We start from the raw sequence: 15,809 nt of genomic DNA on the forward strand, positions 1-15,809 counted from the left end.
ACGGGAAACAAATATACTGCAATCGGTTGTGAAGCCAGTCCGTTTTATTCGTCCGGAAGATGCTGCAGAAATGGGTGAACTCTAGACAAGAGCAGCGAAGAGAAACACCACAAGACCGAGAAGGACATGGCAGGCGGAGTAGAAAACCCTCACGCCATCCTCGATATCGGCCGCCGTCGCCACCGCACGGCCAGCGCCGTTGATCATCGGTTCGCTGACCCGCTGGCCGCCATAGATGCGCGGTCCGGTCAGCTGAATATCGAGCGCCCCGGCCATGGCGGCCTCCGGCCAGCCAGAATTCGGCGAGCGGTGCAGCCCGGCATCCCTGAGCGCAACCGACAGCGAGCGCCTTGCGGCCACGACCCCATGAGAAAAAAGCGCCGCGAACGCGATGACAAAGGCGGAGAGCCGCGCCGCCGGCCAGTTGGCAAGATCGTCGAGCCGGGCGGAAGCCCAGCCAAAGTCGCGATATTTCTCGTTCTTGTGGCCGATCATCGAATCGGCTGTGTTCAGCATCTTGTAAGCAAGGATGCCCGGCAGACCGAGGATGGCATACCAGAGGGCGGGCGCGACGACGCCATCGGCGAAATTCTCCGCAAGGCTCTCGATTGCCGCACGGCAGATCGCCGGCGCATCGAGCGTCGCGGGATCGCGTCCAACGATCAGCGAAACTGCCCGCCGCCCGCCCTCGAGACCATCGGCCCTCAAACCCGCAGCGACAGCACCGACATGATCGGCAAGGCTCTTCTGCGCCAGAAGCACGGCGACAACAAGCACCTCAAGGATGAAGCCCAGCGAACCAAACGCTGCAAAGATCCCTTCCAGCATCCCACCGACCAAGAGCGACAGGCAGAGCAGAGCCGCGATGGCAATGACACCGTTTCTCCGCTGGATCGCGTCAGATGCGCCGGCATGATTGAAATTCCGATCGCAAAAGGCAATCGCCTTGCCAAACACCACGACGGGATGCGGCAGGCGCGCCCAGAGCTCCGGGGGATCCCCAATGACGCGGTCGATGAGAAGGGCAAGCGCAAGCACGGCAAGCATCGATGCTTCCATCACCGAGCCCACCCCTTCAACGCCTGCGCCAGACGCCGGTCGGATTGCTCATCGGGCGCAAGTCCGATCCGCAGCCATTTCGGCGCATAGTCGAAGGCACGGGTCAGGATATGTGAGCGGCAGAGATGTTCGTGGAGCGCCGCCGCCTCGTCATCCTCCACCAGCGCGAAGAGATCGGTGCCTCCGCTGACGCGCAGGCCGGCATCGGCAAGCACAGCACCGAGCGCCGCCCGCCGCGCGGCGATCACCTGACGGATGCTGTCCTTCTCGCCGGAAAGCATCGAGGCAGCCATAGAAAGCGCCGGACCGGAAACGGCCCATGGCCCAAGCCAGCTTTCCATCCTCTCAAGGATTTCGGGTTCGGCAACCACGAAACCGAGACGAGTGCCGGCCATGCCGAAGAACTTGCCGAACGAACGGAAGACGATGAGGTTCGGGTGCCTCTTCACCTCCCCGGCGACACTGACCTCCGGCGCGCAGTCGCCGAACGCCTCGTCGACCACCAGCAGCCCACCGGACTGCGACAGGCGATCTGCCCGCTCCAACAGTTTCTCCGGCGGAAAGATCCTGCCCGTCGGATTGTTCGGATTGACCGCCACGACAAGGCCGTGCCGACCGCCCACGTCATCAAGACTGGCGATCCGCTCGACGGAGCGCCCCTCCGCCTCGAACACACGGCCATATTCGCCATAGGTGGGCGACAGGATGGCGACCGGCCTGTCGCTGGCAACGAGGCGTGGCAGCATCTGGATCGCCGATTGCGTGCCCGGCACTGGCAAGGGCAGGATTTCGCCCGTCCCATAGAAGGCTTGGGCTGCCCGGCGTGCATCGAGTTCAAGATGGCGATCCGGCAGACGATGCCAGGCGCGTAACGACACCTCCGGCAATTCAGGCGGGCAAGGGTTGAGACCGGTCGAGAGGTCGAGCCAGTCTTCCGCACGGCCGCCAAAGCGCGCCGCGGCAGCCGTGATGCCACCGCCATGAATGACCGTTCCGCTCATGCCTCGGCACTCGCAAGATCGATCAGATGCATGTAGGAGCCGGCCACATTTCCGCGTTGCAGTCCCACCTGTCCCAGATCCAAGCCCAATGCATCTTCGACAGCAAACAGGCGGTCGGCATCGCCCTCGGAAACGATCGATGCATAGTGGAACTCATGCGCGGACATCGGCGCCATGAAGAAATCCGTCAGCGGCACCAGCGAGCGGTAACCCAGATGGCGCTTACGCTGGGCATAGCTGGTGACGACAGGAAGAAGACCGAGCATCCCGTGGGTCACGCCGTCGCCATCGACCAGCGCTTCGCCGAGTGTCATGTAGCCGCCGCACTCTCCGTAGATCTTCACGCCCCGGGCCGCCGCATCGAGCATGCCGGCCCGGAAGGCGGACGCAGAGGCAAGCGTCCCCGCATGCAGTTCCGGATAGCCGCCCGGCAGGTAGATCGCATCCGCTTCGGCTGAAGGAGCCTGGTCGGCAAGGGGCGAGAAGAACGAGATTTCCGCACCACGCCGACGCCAGCCGAGCAGCATGTGCTCGTAGCAGAAGGCGAAGGCGACATCGCGCGCCACCGCGATCTTCTGCCCAAGCGGCGGAAGGCGATCAATATTGGCCTCCGACGCACGGTCAGGGATATGTCGGGCCGTGCGCATGATGGCATCGATATCGCAGCCCGCCTCGACTGTCGCGGCCGCCCTGTCGATGAAGGCTTCCAGTTCACCGTGTTCACCGGCCTGGACGAGACCGAGATGCCGCTCGGGCAGATGCAGCGACGCATCGCTGCGGATGACGCCCATGACCGGCATGCGGATGCCGCCAAGCGCCTCGCGCAGCATCGTCTCATGCCGGTCACTGCCGACACGATTGAGGATGACACCGACGACGCGGGTATCGATGCGGAAATTGGCAAAGCCGCTGACCAGCGCCGCAATAGAATGGGACGCTTTGGCGCAATCGACCACGAGGATGATGGAAAGCCCGAGGATCGACGCCAGATCCGCTGCCGAGCCGCGACCGTCCGCCGCTCCGTCGAACAGCCCCATCATCGCCTCGATCACCAGGTCCTTGCCGCCGAAACGATGAATGGCGGCATTGGCGAGCAGCAATTCGCTGCGCATACCCCAGGGATCGAAATTGAGACAGGTCTCTCCGCTCGCAGCTGCATGAAACGCCGGATCGATGTAGTCGGGGCCGGCCTTGCCGGGAGCGATCGCATAACCGTTCCGCTTCAGCGCCCGGAGCAGTCCGAGCGTCACGGTCGTCTTACCTGAGCCCGAAGAAGGCGCTGCGATCAGGAGCCCGCTCATGCGCTGTCCTTCCTTTGCCGGTCGGCAAACGGATCGGGCAGCAACGCGCGCCCGGACAATGCGCCGAGCCAGTCGAGCGAAGGCCTCAGACGCACCACCTCGCCGACCACGACGATAGCCGGAGGCTCGAGACCGGATGCGGCGACATCCTCCACCGCCCTGCCGAGCGTCGTCTCCAACACTTTCTGCGATGGAGTCGCTGCATCACAGACAAAGGCAACCGATTCGTCGGGCGAGCGTCCTGCGGCAATCAGGTTGGCGCTTATGGCGGCAATATGCTTCATCGCCATGTACATGACGATGACGGGCGAACCGCGGCCGATCGCTTCCCAGTCGATCCGGTCGGGAACGACGCCGGAGGAATCATGCCCTGTCAGGAAGGTGACGGCGTGATTGATTTCGCGATGGGTGACCGGAATGCCGGCATAGGCAAGACCGCCGATGCCGGCGGTGATGCCGGGAACGATGCGGAACGGCACGCCATGCTCGATCAACGTCAGCGCCTCCTCACCGCCACGACCGAAGACGAAGGGATCGCCGCCCTTGAGTCGCAGGACCTTGCGGCCCTCCTTGGCAAGCTCGACCAGCCGCAGCGAAATGTCGCGCTGCCTGGCGGAAGGCTTGCCGCCGCGCTTTCCCGCATATTCGAGTTCAACGCCGGCACGCGCGAGTTTCAGGCAATCCTCGTTGACCAGTGCGTCATGGACGATCACGTCCGCCTCGGCCAGAGCCTTTGCCGCAAGCAACGTCAGGAGACCGGGATCGCCCGGCCCCGCGCCCGCCAGCCAGACATGGCCGGGCATCATCGAAGGCAGATCGGAAAAGGGATCGAAACTCATGGCCTTGCTCTATGCTTCGCATGACGAAATTGCAATCGGAGAAGCCGTTCGCGACGCTTTCGGTCGGGCCCGCTAACGCCTATAACAACGTGATGACCGAAGCCGCGAAACCCGCATCGAACACACCTACAGAAGGCCGCACAGAACGGCCCGAAGGGCCTCTGCGTACGGGCTGGACCACGGGAGCCTGCGCGACGGCTGCGACCAAGGCGGCCCTGACTGCGCTGATTACAGGCGAATTCCCCGACCCCGTCACCATCCGGCTGCCGCGCGGCGAGGAACCGGCCTTCGCGCTGGCCTTCGAGACCCTTGGCGAGGGCTACGCAATGGCCGGCATCGTCAAGGATGCCGGAGACGATCCGGATGTCACTCATGGCGCAACGGTAATCGCCTCGGTGCGCCCCTTGCCGCCCGGAAGCGGTATCCGCTTTGCTGCCGGCGACGGGGTTGGCACGGTGACCCGCCCCGGCCTGCCGATCCCGGTCGGCGAAGCGGCGATCAATCCGGTGCCGCGCTCCATGATGTCGGCTGAGGTCATGGCGCTCTGCTCTGAACACGGGCTCACGGGCGATGTCGAGATCTCCATCTCTATTCCCGGCGGCGACGAGATCGCCCGCCAGACATGGAACCCGCGCCTCGGCATCGTTGGCGGCCTATCCATTCTCGGCACCACCGGCGTGGTCCATCCTTTTTCCTGCGCTGCCTGGATCCATTCGATCCATCGCGGCATAGACGTCGCCCGCGCCGAAGGCATCACCCATGTTCTCGGCGCCACCGGCTCGACATCGGAAAAGGCCGCCCAGCAACTTCACGGACTACCGGATGGCGCGCTGCTCGACATGGGGGATTTCGCCGGCGGCCTGCTGAAATACCTGCGCGCCCACCCCATTCCGCGACTGACGATCGCCGGTGGCTTTGCCAAGATGGCCAAGCTCGCCCAAGGCGCGCTCGATCTTCATTCCTCACGCAGCCAGATCGACAATAACTTCTTTCTTTCATTGCCTTGCATGGAAAAGCTAGAGCAATATGTCAGAAATCGGATTCAATCTGCCAATACGGCAATGGAAGTCCTTGAGATAGCGAACGAAAATGGCATCGATCTGGCTGCGCCCATTGCGGAGGGCGCACGCCGCACAGCCATCGAGACGCTACGCGGCGCACCGGTCGAAGTCGATGTGGTGGTGACCGACCGGCGGGGCAAGATCATTGGTCGGGCGTCCTGAAATGCGGGAAAAGATCCTGATCCTTGGAGGCACGGCGGAGGCTGCCGATCTCGCGGCCAGACTGGTCGCGGAGGGGAAAGTGGATGTCCTGACCTCGCTTGCAGGCCGCACCACCAACCCCGCCCAGATTGCTGGCACCGTCCGTATCGGCGGCTTCGGAGGTGTCGAAGGGCTGGCGAGATTTCTGAACGAAAACCGTATCGACCGGGTGATCGATGCCACCCACCCCTTCGCGACCCGGATTTCGGAAAACGCCCGCCTCGCCTGCGAGAGCGCCGGCGTCCCTCTGGAACGTCTCGACCGGCCATCATGGACGCGCGACGACAAGGACCGGTGGACCGAGGTGACCACTCTGGAAGAAGCGGCGGCGGCATTGCCGGGCGGCGCCTACGTCTTCCTCGCGCTCGGTCGTCAATACCTCTCCGCCTTCGAGAAGCGCGACGATTGCCACTTCGTCATCCGCATGGTCGACCCGCCACAGAAGACGCTCGCCTTCCTGAATTTCGAACTGATCCTCGGCAAGCCCTCCGCAGATCCCCGCTCGGAGGCCGAATTGCTGAAACGGCATGGAATCACTCACCTCGTCTGCCGCAACTCCGGCGGCAATGCCGGTTACGGCAAGATCCTTGCAGCCCGTGAACTGTCGCTTCCGGTGGTGATGATAAGGCGCTGACGGCACACGGAAATCCTCGCCGCCTCGCCAAATGGCAGCCCTGGCTCGCCTGCAAGCTTCACATCGCCCTGATCGCTGCATCTGTTAAGTGAGCATACATATCATTGACATCGCAATTTAATAAGCATACTTACTTAATCATCGGCGGCGGAGGACAGCCGTCACACGAAATCGAGAACGAGGTTTTTCCAGCGGCGGCAATGTCTGCCTGGATACCGTTCACGTCGGCATTGAGCGGAGGAGCAGATCGCAATGCAGTTTCATCTCAACGGATTCCGAACCGGCGATCCGGACGTATCGATCCCGTCAAAATCTCCTGCGGAGACAACTTCCCCCGTGGCCTTGCCTGCCGAGGTCGACGTGCTCATCATTGGCTGCGGTCCGGCTGCACTGACGCTCGCTGCCCAGCTCTCGGCCTTTCCGGATATCAGTACAGCGATCGTCGACCAGCGAGACGGACCGCTTTTGCTCGGTCAGGCCGATGGCATCGCCTGTCGCACCATGGAGATGTTCAATGCCTTCGGTTTTGCAGAGCGCGTGCTGCGTGAATCCTACTGGGTCAATGAAACCGCCTTCTGGAGACCGGATGCGGCCGCGCGTGACAACGTCGTCCGACATGGCCGCGTACAGGACGTGGAAGACGGTCTCTCCGAGTTCCCCCATGTCATCCTCAATCAGGCACGCGTGCACGATTTCTATCTCGACATCATGCGCAATTCGCCGAACCGGCTCGAACCCCACTACTCCCGTCGTCTGGTCGACCTGACCATCGATCCGGACGCTGACGATTATCCGGTGACCGCGACCCTAGAACGGCTGGATAGCGGCCATGAGGGAGAAACCGAGCAAGTCAGGGCGCGTTATGTGGCTGGCTGCGACGGCGCGCGGTCCACGGTGCGCAAATCCATCGGGCGGGAACTGAAAGGCGATTCCGCCAATCAGGCATGGGGCGTGATGGACGTTCTTGCCGTCACCGACTTCCCGGACATCCGGCTGAAGGCGCTGATCCAGTCCGCCGACGAAGGCAGCATCCTGATCATCCCGCGCGAGGGCGGCTACCTCGTGCGCATCTATGTGGAACTGGACAAGCTTGCAGCAGACGAGCGCGTTGCGAGCCGTAACATCACGCTGGACCAGCTCATTGCGGCGGCGCAGCGGATCATGCGGCCCCATAGTCTTGAGGTGAAGGAAGTCGCCTGGTGGTCCGTCTACGAGATCGGCCAGCGGCTGACCGACAAGTTCGACGACGTGCCGGTGCAGGACGTCGGGACCCGCCTGCCCCGCGTCTTCATCGCCGGCGACGCCTGCCACACCCACAGCCCCAAGGCTGGTCAGGGCATGAACGTCTCCATGCAGGACACCTTCAATCTCGGCTGGAAGCTCGCCTATGTCCTTCAGGGACGCTCAGGCCCGGAACTGCTGCACAGCTACTCCGTCGAGCGGCAGGCCATTGCGCAGAACCTCATCGACTTCGACCGCGAGTGGGCGAAGATGCTGAGCGCTCCGCTGAAATCGGACACCAACCCCGATGGCGTCGAGCCGGCGGAAGTCCAGAAATACTTCGTGCAGCATGGACGCTATACGGCCGGAACCGTGACCCGTTATGCACCGTCGGTGCTGACCGGTCCGGCAACTCACCAGACTCTGGCAACGGGCTATCCGGTCGGAATGCGTTTCCATTCGGCGCCGGTCGTCCGGCTGGCCGATGCGAAGCCCATGCATCTCGGCCACGCCATGAAAGCCGATGGCCGCTTCAGGCTCTTCGCCTTCGCCCCGGATGAGGACCCGTCAGCCCCGTCGTCCGCCATGCGTGCGTTCTGCGATTTCCTGTCGACCTCGCCCGCGTCCCCTCTGCTGAAATACACGCCCGAAGGCGACGACGTGGATTCGCTGATCGATCTCCGCGCCATCTTCCAGCAGAGCCATCGCGACCTGTCGCCGGAAACCTTGCCCACCCTTCTGCTGCCAGTGAAGGGCAAGCTTAGCCTCAAGGACTACGAAAAGGCATTCTGCCCCGACCTGAAGAACGGACCCGATATATTCGACCTGCGCGGAATCGACCGGAAACGCGGCGCCCTCGTCATTGTTCGCCCCGACCAGTATGTCGCCCACGTCCTGCCATTGGATGCTCATGTCGAACTCACCGCCTTCTTCGACGGGTTCCTGCAGCCGAGGAGATAGGCCGATACAAAAAAGGGGCCTCCTGGCCCCTTTTTTCAATCTTCCTTCACGCTGACGATCGTGTCATGAATGACCTTCAGCACAGCGTCGGGATCAATGTCGACGCAGACCTTCTGGCTCGGCAGATTGTCCCAGTCGCTCGGGCCGAAGCCTCGGGTATCCGGCTTCTGGACCGTCGCACCATCGGCAATACCACCGCAAACGACGCGCACAGAACCCGAGCGGGTCGTGAAGAGTTCCGGCGCCACGACATAGACGCAGGCGCAGCTGTCATGCACCACCATGCCGTCGGCCACCCTTCCCTCGTAAAACTTGATGTAGAACTGCGAGAGATCGAACAGTAGCCGGACACGGCTGGAGCCCGCCGCGTCGCGGATGTCCGCCAGTTGCTGGCGGGTCATCACCGTCTTCGTCGTCACGTCGAGACCGACGATGACCACCGGCCAGCTGGCGGTAAACACGATATCAGCGGCTTCCGGATCGCCATGGATATTGGCCTCGGCGGCCGGCGTCACATTGCCGTTGATATCGAAGGCGCCGCCCATGATGACGACTTCCTTGACCAGAGAAACGATCTCAGGATCTTCCTTCAAGGCATTGGCAAGGTTGGTCATTCTTCCAACCGCCACCAGCGTCACCTCACCCGGATTGGCCCGGATGGTGTCCACGATGAAGCGGTGGGCCGGCCGCGGATCGAGCGGAAGGTCTATACTCTCGGGCACGCCGATATTGCCGAGACCATCATCACCATGGATGTACTTCGGCGGCTCGTGGCTGATGCGGTGCGGGATGAAGGTCTCGCCGGCGCCTCGCGCCACGGGAGCATCGATCTTCCACTCGCGCTTGAGGAACAACGCGTTGCGCGTCGTCGTCTCGATGGTCGCGTTACCGAAGACCGTGGTCACACCAAGAAGATCGATCTCCTGATGATGATGAAGGAAGAGCAGCGCCATGGCGTCATCGACGCCCGGATCCGTATCGAAAATGACCTTGTGCATGAAATCCGCCGAATTGCGTTTTGGAAGGAATGCGAAGCCGTTGTCTTAGAGCAATTCCAGCAAAAGCGTGAAGCGGTTTTGCGTCAGGAATTGCGCCGAAACAAAGAGATAGAGCATAATCCGACCGGAGTGAAACGAGGATCGACAAGATTATGCTCGAAGATTTGCCTATGTTGCGCCAACCGGCTCAGTTGCCCGATTGGGCGAATTCGGCCATCAGGCTGGGAAAGTCCTCCATCGGCGGAAATTGCGGGTAGCTGTGCCGCGCCGGCGTTTCAGCCCAGGGCAGCTTCTCGCTGGTGTAGCTTTCGATGAAAGGACGGAAACCGCCGAAATCATCGAGAAGTGCTGAACGTATGTTGACGAAGGGTCCCATGCCATCGAAACGCGTGAACATCCAGCTCATGCAATGGGGGCAGAAGAAGTGACGCAAATCCCCGTGCAGGCCGCCGATCACCGGCTCGAGACCGGAAACCTCGAACGCTTCCAGCGGATAGAGCGAACTCAGTGAAAATGCACTCGCCGTCATTCTCTGGCATCCCGTGCAATGGCAGGCCATCGTCATCATCGGCCTGCCCTTCACTTTCAGCCTCACCTGACCGCAGCGGCATGTTCCGTTCGTGCTTTCCTGCTCACTCATACGCTCTGTCCTCTTCTTGCCTCGGTCAATCTCGTCTGCCGGAGACCCGTGCCTCACGCTTTTTCGCGAACCGGTACCAATCGCAGCTACACGAATACCTCTGTGGACGAATGAGATCTAACGCTGTCAAGGCACGATGATCCGGCGACGCATGTAGACGAAACCAACGGTCAGGACGATCGCCAAACCTGTCGCCGCGAGAACCGCGCGGTCGATGTCCGTCCTGTAGGCGAGAAACCCGAGGACATATATCCACAGACCGAACAGGACATAGGCTTCCGTTATCCGACGCCACCTTGGACGAATGCCGTCGATGAACCCAAGTATCCATCTGCACATAGGAAGTGCCGGCGAGCCCCACAGGAGAATGTTGAACGTCCATTGCCACGGCGTACCGTAGTCTATGACATCATAGCCGAGAATCGACTTCATCCAGCGGGGTTCGAGCGTCGATAGACGCAGCGTGAGATAGCCGAAACACATGATACACATCGTGGCGGCTCCCGCCAGCAGTGAGGCGACGAAGAGCAGATAATGCTTCAGGATCGTGCCAACCCGGCCCTCCTCGTCTGGTCCGGGCCGGTCTCGTTCAGGCACGAGCGCCCCCCTTTTTCTTCTTGCCGACATTCCTCAACACATGGCTGAAATCGGAATTGTAAAGGTCGCTGTCGCGGAATTCGACGTGACCGAACACCCTGCCGACCATGATCAGGGCCGTGCGGGTAATCTTCGCCTTGCGCACCTCCTCCGCCATGTCCTTCAGCGTCGTGCGGATGAAAAGCTCGTCCGGCCAGGTCGAGCGATAGGCCACGACAACGGGGCAATCCTCGCCGTAATAGGGCACAAGCGTATCGCGGACATGGCCGAGATTGCGGATGGAGAGGTGAATGGCAAGTGTCGCCCGCGATTTGCCGAGGATCTCCAGCGTCTCGAATTCCGGCATGGAGGATGCCTTCATTTCGGTCCGCGTGATAATGATCGTCTGGGCGATCTCGGGCAGGGTCAGCTCCGTCTTCAGCCGTGCGGCGGTCGCGGCAAAGGCGGGGACGCCCGGCACGACATCATAGGGAATGCCGAGCGTATCGAGCCGCCGCATCTGTTCGGCGATGGCTCCGTAGATCGACGGATCGCCGGAATGCACCCGCGCCACATCCTCACCACGTGCGTGGGCAGCCTCGATCTCGGCGATGATTTCGTCGAGATGCATCGGCGCGGTATCCTTGACGATTGCGCCCTCCGGGGCAGCCTTGACGGTTTCCTCCGGCACCAGCGAACCGGCATAGAGGCAAACCGGGCATCGCTCGATGAGCCTGAGGCCACGGACGGTGATGAGATCAGGTGCGCCGGGACCGGCGCCGATGAAATAGACGGTCATGCTGTCTTCCTGTCAGTCTTCGAGGTCTGTCCCGTGGCAAATGAATGAAGATGCGGACCTCACTCAGCCGCGCCCTTCATCCCTGTATCCGATTTTCCGGAATAGCCGCGCGGCGTGTAGACCCAGGTCTTGCCGTCGCCCATGGTCACCGTGCGGCTCTCCGACGATCCCACCACCACCACGGTCAGCATGTCGACGTCGTCGACATTAAGTTCGCCGAGCGGAACGGTGCGGACATGTTCGCCGGGCCGGCCGAGATTGGTGGCAAGGATCACCGGCGTGTCGGACGGGCGGTATTCCAGAAGCTTGTCTCGTGCCCAGGCGAGCTGCGTGCGGCGCTTCATCGATACCGGATTGTAGAAGGCGATGACGAAATCGCCCTCGCCTGCCGCCTTCACGCGCCGCTGGATATGCTCCCAGGGCGTCAGCAGGTCGGAAAGCGAGATGGTGCAGAAATCGTGACCGAGCGGAGCGCCGATACGCGCCGCCGCCGCCTGCAGCGCGGAAATCCCGGGCGAAACCTGCACGTCGATCCGGCTTGCGGCGTCCGTAATCCCGCCCTTGTCGAAAAGCTCGAACACCAGCGTCGCCATGGCATAGATGCCCGCGTCGCCGGAGCAGACCAGCGACACCGTCTTGCCCTCGCCGGCAAGCTCCATGGCATGCACGACGCGCGCCTCTTCCTTGCCGAGATCGAAATCATGCCGTGTCTTGCCGCAGGCAAGCGGTCCCAGCAGGTCAAGATACAGCGAATAGCCGACGAGATCGGTGGAGCCCGCGACCATGGCCGAAACCTCCGGCGAGCGCCACTGGTCGGCACCGGGGCCGATACCCACCACATAGAGCGTGCCACGCGCCCGGCCAGCTGTCTCGGCTTCCACGATACTGGTGGAGCGGGCAATAGCGGCGGTCGCTCCCTTGGACTTGATCTTGGCCAGAACGAGTTCGCTATCTGCACCGGCCGCTGCGAGCGCCGCACCTTCGGCGACACCATGGCACCCGACCTCGGCGAAAACGATATCCGATGGGTTCTTCAGCCGCGGTGCCTCTTCCTCCAGCCTTGCAGCGCTGAAGAACCGTGCTGGCACGCCGAAATGGGCGGCAACCGCATGGATCGCACGTTCGTCGGCCTTGAGATCGATCGAGGCCACTGCCGCGAGGCTCTGCCGGGCAAGGCCGCTCTCCCTGAGTGCCTGTTCGGCGAGCGCGATTGCCTCCTCCGTCGAGGCATTCCGTTCGCAGCCCATGCCAAGCACCAGCGTTTCAGGATGATAGACCAGTTCTAGCGCGCCTGCCGTCTTCGGCTCGTCGGTAACCGTCAGCGTCACCTTGCCGTCTTCAGCGAAGGGAATGCGCGAGGAGGAAAGCCACGACGCACTGCCCTGCAACCGTGCGGAAGCGCCCGCGACAAGCTCCGCCATCACCGCCTTGGCGTTTTCAGGATTGGCAAGCACATAGCCCGCCGGCGGCTCATCGAGGGCAAGGCCGAATTTCAGGTCGCCCGCCGTGGTGATCGCCGCGCGGCAGTTGAGGCCATCGGCAATCTGCCGAGCCAGATCGTTTCCGCCATGGTGACCGCCGAGCAGCGGCACAACGGAAGCGCCGTCCTGCGAGACGGCGACGACTGGCGGCTCCGCATGCTTGTCGGCCAGCAGCGGCGCAAGTATCCGCACCAGCGCCCCGCAGGCCATGACGGCGACAATCGGCCGTCCGGTGGCAAACAGTGTCGCGATATGGGTCTTCGTGTCGTCGAACAGGACGTCGGCATTGCTGGTCCGCGCTTCGGCCCCATGCAGTTCGCCGCCGATGGCAAGCGCAATCTTGCGTCCGATATCATGGCCGGCCTGCGACAGGACGACGACGGCGGGTTTCTGGACAATGGTCATGGGATCATTCCGTTGCAGCGGCGGTCCGGGCCTTCCAGCCCTCCCCGCCCTTGTAGATAAGGATTATCGAGAAATAGGGCGCGCTGTCTTCCACCACATCGGCGAGCGGCAACACGCGCTGTTCGGCAAGACTGACGCGCTCGACATAGCCGGCACACGACGTCAGCCCCATCGCCTTGATCAGCGCACGGATGCGGGCGAAATGCCGCCCGACCTTGATGATGGCGACAGCACCCGCCGCCTCGATGCGCGCTCGCATGATATCGTCGTCGAGCGGTCCGGGCACGATGCTGAGCACGTCGTTTCGCGCCGCAAGCGGTCGGCCAAGCGCCGCAGCCGCCGCCATCATCGAGGAAACCCCCGGCACGATCTCGGTTTCGTAACGGCCGGACAGCCGTTCGAACAGATACATGAAGGAACCGTAGAAGAAGGGATCGCCCTCGCACAGCACCGCCACGTCGGAACCGGCGTCGAGATGGCGCGCCAGCGTCTCCGCCGCTCCGTCATAGACCTCCTGCGCCGGGAAACGCTCGACCCGCATCGGCACGATGACGGGCACTTCCAGCTGATGCGCGCCGATATAGGGCGCGGCGATCTGCCGGGCGAAGCTCGGACCGGTATCCGGCGCGGGATAGGCAATGACCGGCACGCCCGAGAGAATGCGGTGCGCTTTCAGCGTGATGAGTTCCGGGTCGCCGGGACCAAGACCAAGGCCATAGAGTGTGCCGGTCATGCCGTTTCTCCCTTCGTCACCGACCAGATCGTCACCGGCATCAGCGACTTCCAGCCGCAATACCGCCCGACAGGCGCCGCGCGCGAAACCTGCAGCCGGACGAGTTCGCCGCCATGGACGCCGCGCAGCTCGGCAAGCCTTGCCTCGCCCTCGATGGTTACTGCGTTGGCGACGAGCCGCCCGCCCGGCGGCAATGCATCCCAGCAGGACTCGAACAGGCCTTCATGGGTAATCCCGCCGCCGATGAAAACGGCATCTGGCGCGTCGAGGCCGGCAAGCCCTTCAGGCGCCCTCGCCTCGACGATATCGAGATCCGGCAGGCCGAGAACCTCGGCATTCTCGCGGATCATCGCCACCCTTTCAGGCTTTTCCTCGATGGCGATGGCACGCGCGCCGAGCCCGATCCGCATCCATTCGAGCGCGATCGACCCGCAGCCCGCCCCGACATCCCAGAGCAGCCCATGCGGAAAGGGCTGCAGGATGGACAGCGTCACCGCCCTTATCTCCCGTTTGGTCAGCTGACCGTCATGGCGGAAGGCATCGTCCGGCAGGCCCGCTATTGGAGAGACCAGAGGAGAATTCGAAACGCAGTCGATTGCCAGCGTGTTGAACTCCGCGATTTCAGGCTGCGTAGCCAGAAGCTCCGCGGCCGTCATGGCAAAGATCCGCTCATGATCGCCGCCCATATGCTCCAGCACGGTCAGGACGGAATTGCCGAAGCCGCGCTCTACCATCAGCGCCGCAGCTCCGAGCACGGTTTCCGCGCCGGCCGTCAAAGCCAGGATACGATGGCGCGGCATCAGGTGCCGGTTGAGATGGGAAAGCGGCCGGCCATGCAATGAGATTGTCGCCACCGACTGCAGCGGCCAGCCGAGCCGCGAGGCGGCCAGCGAAAAGGCCGAAGGCGATGGCAGGACATACATCTCACTCGCCCGCACATAACGCCGAAGGGTTGCCCCGATGCCGAAGTGCATGGGATCGCCTGTCGCGAGAATGGTGACCGGCGAACCGCGCAGCTTCAGAATCTCGCGCAAGGTCTCGCGGAACCCGCCGCTCCAGTTGAGGATTCGCTTGAGCGCCGGGAGCGCGCTACCGTCGATCACGGCATCCAGCCGCTCGCCGAGCACCAGCGTTTCCGTCTGCCAGACGATCGATTGCGCCTCCGGCGTCAGGCTTTCGAGGCCGTTGTCTCCGACGCCGATGATGGTCAGCCACGGTTCAGTCATGGGCGTTTCAGTCATTGGCGCCGAGCCCTCCCGCAAGCGCATTGACCGCGGCGGACGCCATGGCCGAACCGCCCCGTCGCCCGCGAACGGCGATGAACGGCACGCCGCGGCTGTCCTCGACCAGCGCTTCCTTGCTCTCCGCCGCACCGACGAACCCGACAGGAAGGCCGAGAATCAGCGCCGGCTTCGGCGCTCCCTGATCAAGGAGTTCCAGCAACCGGAAAAGCGCCGTCGGCGCATTGCCGATGGCAACCACTGCCCCGAAAAGCCTGTCACCCCAAAGATCGACCTGCGCAGCCGAACGCGTGTTACCGATTTCGGCCGCCTTCGGCCTGACGCGCGCATCGTTCAGGAGGCAGATCACCTCGTTGTCGGCCGGAAGCAATCGCCGGATAATGCCGTGGCGAACCATCTCGACGTCGCAGAGAACCGGCGCGCCGGCGGCCAGCGCCTCAGCCCCCGCCTCGAATGCCCCATCCGAAAACGCGATATCGCCGGCAAGGTCCGTCATTCCACAGGCATGGATCAGCCGGATCGCCAGCTTCTCCATCCCACCGGAAAAGCGCGATAAATCCGCTTCCCGGCGAATCGTCTCGAAGGACTGCCGATAGATCTCTGCCGGATCGCGGATGTAGTCGAACGAAGCGCTCAGCGGATACCCCTCTCTGGATTGG

General features: G+C 62.8%; 15 protein-coding genes. 3 read left to right on the top strand and 12 right to left on the bottom strand.

From position 1 onward, the window contains the following. Positions 1-81: 81 nt before the first annotated feature. Genes cbiB through cobA form a run of 4 tightly spaced genes read right to left on the bottom strand, consistent with a single transcriptional unit; the run spans position 82 to position 4,200 of the window. Positions 82-1,059: an adenosylcobinamide-phosphate synthase CbiB gene (cbiB, locus tag H4I99_RS03845; RefSeq protein WP_163905706.1), complete on the bottom strand. Its 978-nt coding sequence runs from the start codon at positions 1,057-1,059 to the stop codon at positions 82-84. Next, a complete protein-coding gene (gene cobD, locus H4I99_RS03850; RefSeq protein WP_163899291.1) occupies positions 1,059-2,060 on the bottom strand; it encodes a threonine-phosphate decarboxylase CobD in 1,002 nt (333 codons plus the stop codon). The genes cbiB and cobD overlap by 1 nt, the downstream gene beginning before the upstream one ends. Then, positions 2,057-3,361 (bottom strand): cobyrinic acid a,c-diamide synthase CobB, encoded by a 1,305-nt coding sequence (locus H4I99_RS03855; RefSeq protein ID WP_163899293.1) that lies wholly within the window; start codon positions 3,359-3,361, stop codon positions 2,057-2,059. Before H4I99_RS03855 ends, cobD begins: the two co-directional genes overlap by 4 nt. Further along, a complete protein-coding gene (cobA, locus tag H4I99_RS03860) occupies positions 3,358-4,200 on the bottom strand; it encodes a uroporphyrinogen-III C-methyltransferase (RefSeq protein WP_163899296.1) in 843 nt (280 codons plus the stop codon). The genes H4I99_RS03855 and cobA overlap by 4 nt, the downstream gene beginning before the upstream one ends. Positions 4,201-4,292: 92 nt before the next feature. Here cobA and H4I99_RS03865 point away from each other — a divergent pair, with 92 nt between their 5' ends. The 3 genes from H4I99_RS03865 to H4I99_RS03875 all read left to right on the top strand — a co-directional run bounded on the left by H4I99_RS03865 (position 4,293) and on the right by H4I99_RS03875 (position 8,277). Then, on the top strand, positions 4,293-5,423 hold the full coding sequence (locus H4I99_RS03865) for a cobalt-precorrin-5B (C(1))-methyltransferase (protein WP_163905707.1): 1,131 nt from the start codon (positions 4,293-4,295) through the stop codon (positions 5,421-5,423). 1 nt (position 5,424) lies between these two features. Beyond that, the gene (locus H4I99_RS03870) at positions 5,425-6,096 is read left to right on the top strand and encodes a cobalt-precorrin-6A reductase (protein WP_163899299.1); all 672 of its coding nucleotides are present in this window, start codon (positions 5,425-5,427) and stop codon (positions 6,094-6,096) included. A 252-nt stretch (positions 6,097-6,348) separates the two neighbouring features. Beyond that, complete coding sequence (locus tag H4I99_RS03875; protein ID WP_163899302.1) at positions 6,349-8,277, top strand: FAD-binding monooxygenase; 1,929 nt, start codon at positions 6,349-6,351, stop codon at positions 8,275-8,277. Between the two features lie 35 nt (positions 8,278-8,312). Here H4I99_RS03875 and H4I99_RS03880 read toward each other — a convergent pair whose 3' ends face one another. The 8 genes from H4I99_RS03880 to H4I99_RS03915 form a co-directional block, all read right to left on the bottom strand. Continuing rightward, on the bottom strand, positions 8,313-9,275 hold the full coding sequence (locus H4I99_RS03880; RefSeq protein WP_163899305.1) for a nucleoside hydrolase: 963 nt from the start codon (positions 9,273-9,275) through the stop codon (positions 8,313-8,315). A gap of 187 nt (positions 9,276-9,462) precedes the next feature. After that, the gene (locus H4I99_RS03885; RefSeq protein ID WP_163899308.1) at positions 9,463-9,915 is read right to left on the bottom strand and encodes a GFA family protein; all 453 of its coding nucleotides are present in this window, start codon (positions 9,913-9,915) and stop codon (positions 9,463-9,465) included. Positions 9,916-10,041: 126 nt separating this feature from the next. After that, positions 10,042-10,512, bottom strand: a complete 471-nt coding sequence (locus tag H4I99_RS03890; protein WP_163899311.1) for a hypothetical protein — start codon at positions 10,510-10,512, stop codon at positions 10,042-10,044. After that, positions 10,505-11,290: a precorrin-4 C(11)-methyltransferase gene (gene cobM / locus H4I99_RS03895; protein WP_163899313.1), complete on the bottom strand. Its 786-nt coding sequence runs from the start codon at positions 11,288-11,290 to the stop codon at positions 10,505-10,507. The genes H4I99_RS03890 and cobM overlap by 8 nt, the downstream gene beginning before the upstream one ends. 59 nt (positions 11,291-11,349) lie before the next feature. After that, on the bottom strand, positions 11,350-13,176 hold the full coding sequence (gene cobJ, locus H4I99_RS03900) for a precorrin-3B C(17)-methyltransferase (RefSeq protein ID WP_163899314.1): 1,827 nt from the start codon (positions 13,174-13,176) through the stop codon (positions 11,350-11,352). A 4-nt stretch (positions 13,177-13,180) separates the two neighbouring features. After that, entirely contained in the window at positions 13,181-13,909 is a 729-nt protein-coding gene (gene cobI / locus H4I99_RS03905) for a precorrin-2 C(20)-methyltransferase (protein ID WP_163899316.1), read from the bottom strand. Next, positions 13,906-15,135 carry a precorrin-6y C5,15-methyltransferase (decarboxylating) subunit CbiE gene (gene cbiE / locus H4I99_RS03910; protein WP_163899317.1) on the bottom strand — a complete coding sequence of 410 codons (1,230 nt, stop codon included), beginning with the start codon at positions 15,133-15,135 and terminating at the stop codon, positions 13,906-13,908. Before cbiE ends, cobI begins: the two co-directional genes overlap by 4 nt. A gap of 7 nt (positions 15,136-15,142) precedes the next feature. Then, the gene (locus tag H4I99_RS03915) at positions 15,143-15,787 is read right to left on the bottom strand and encodes a precorrin-8X methylmutase (protein ID WP_163905708.1); all 645 of its coding nucleotides are present in this window, start codon (positions 15,785-15,787) and stop codon (positions 15,143-15,145) included. Positions 15,788-15,809 lie beyond the last annotated feature (22 nt).

It is taken from the genome of Paenirhizobium daejeonense, assembly GCF_014280875.1.
Classification (GTDB): domain Bacteria; phylum Pseudomonadota; class Alphaproteobacteria; order Rhizobiales; family Rhizobiaceae; genus Allorhizobium; species Allorhizobium daejeonense.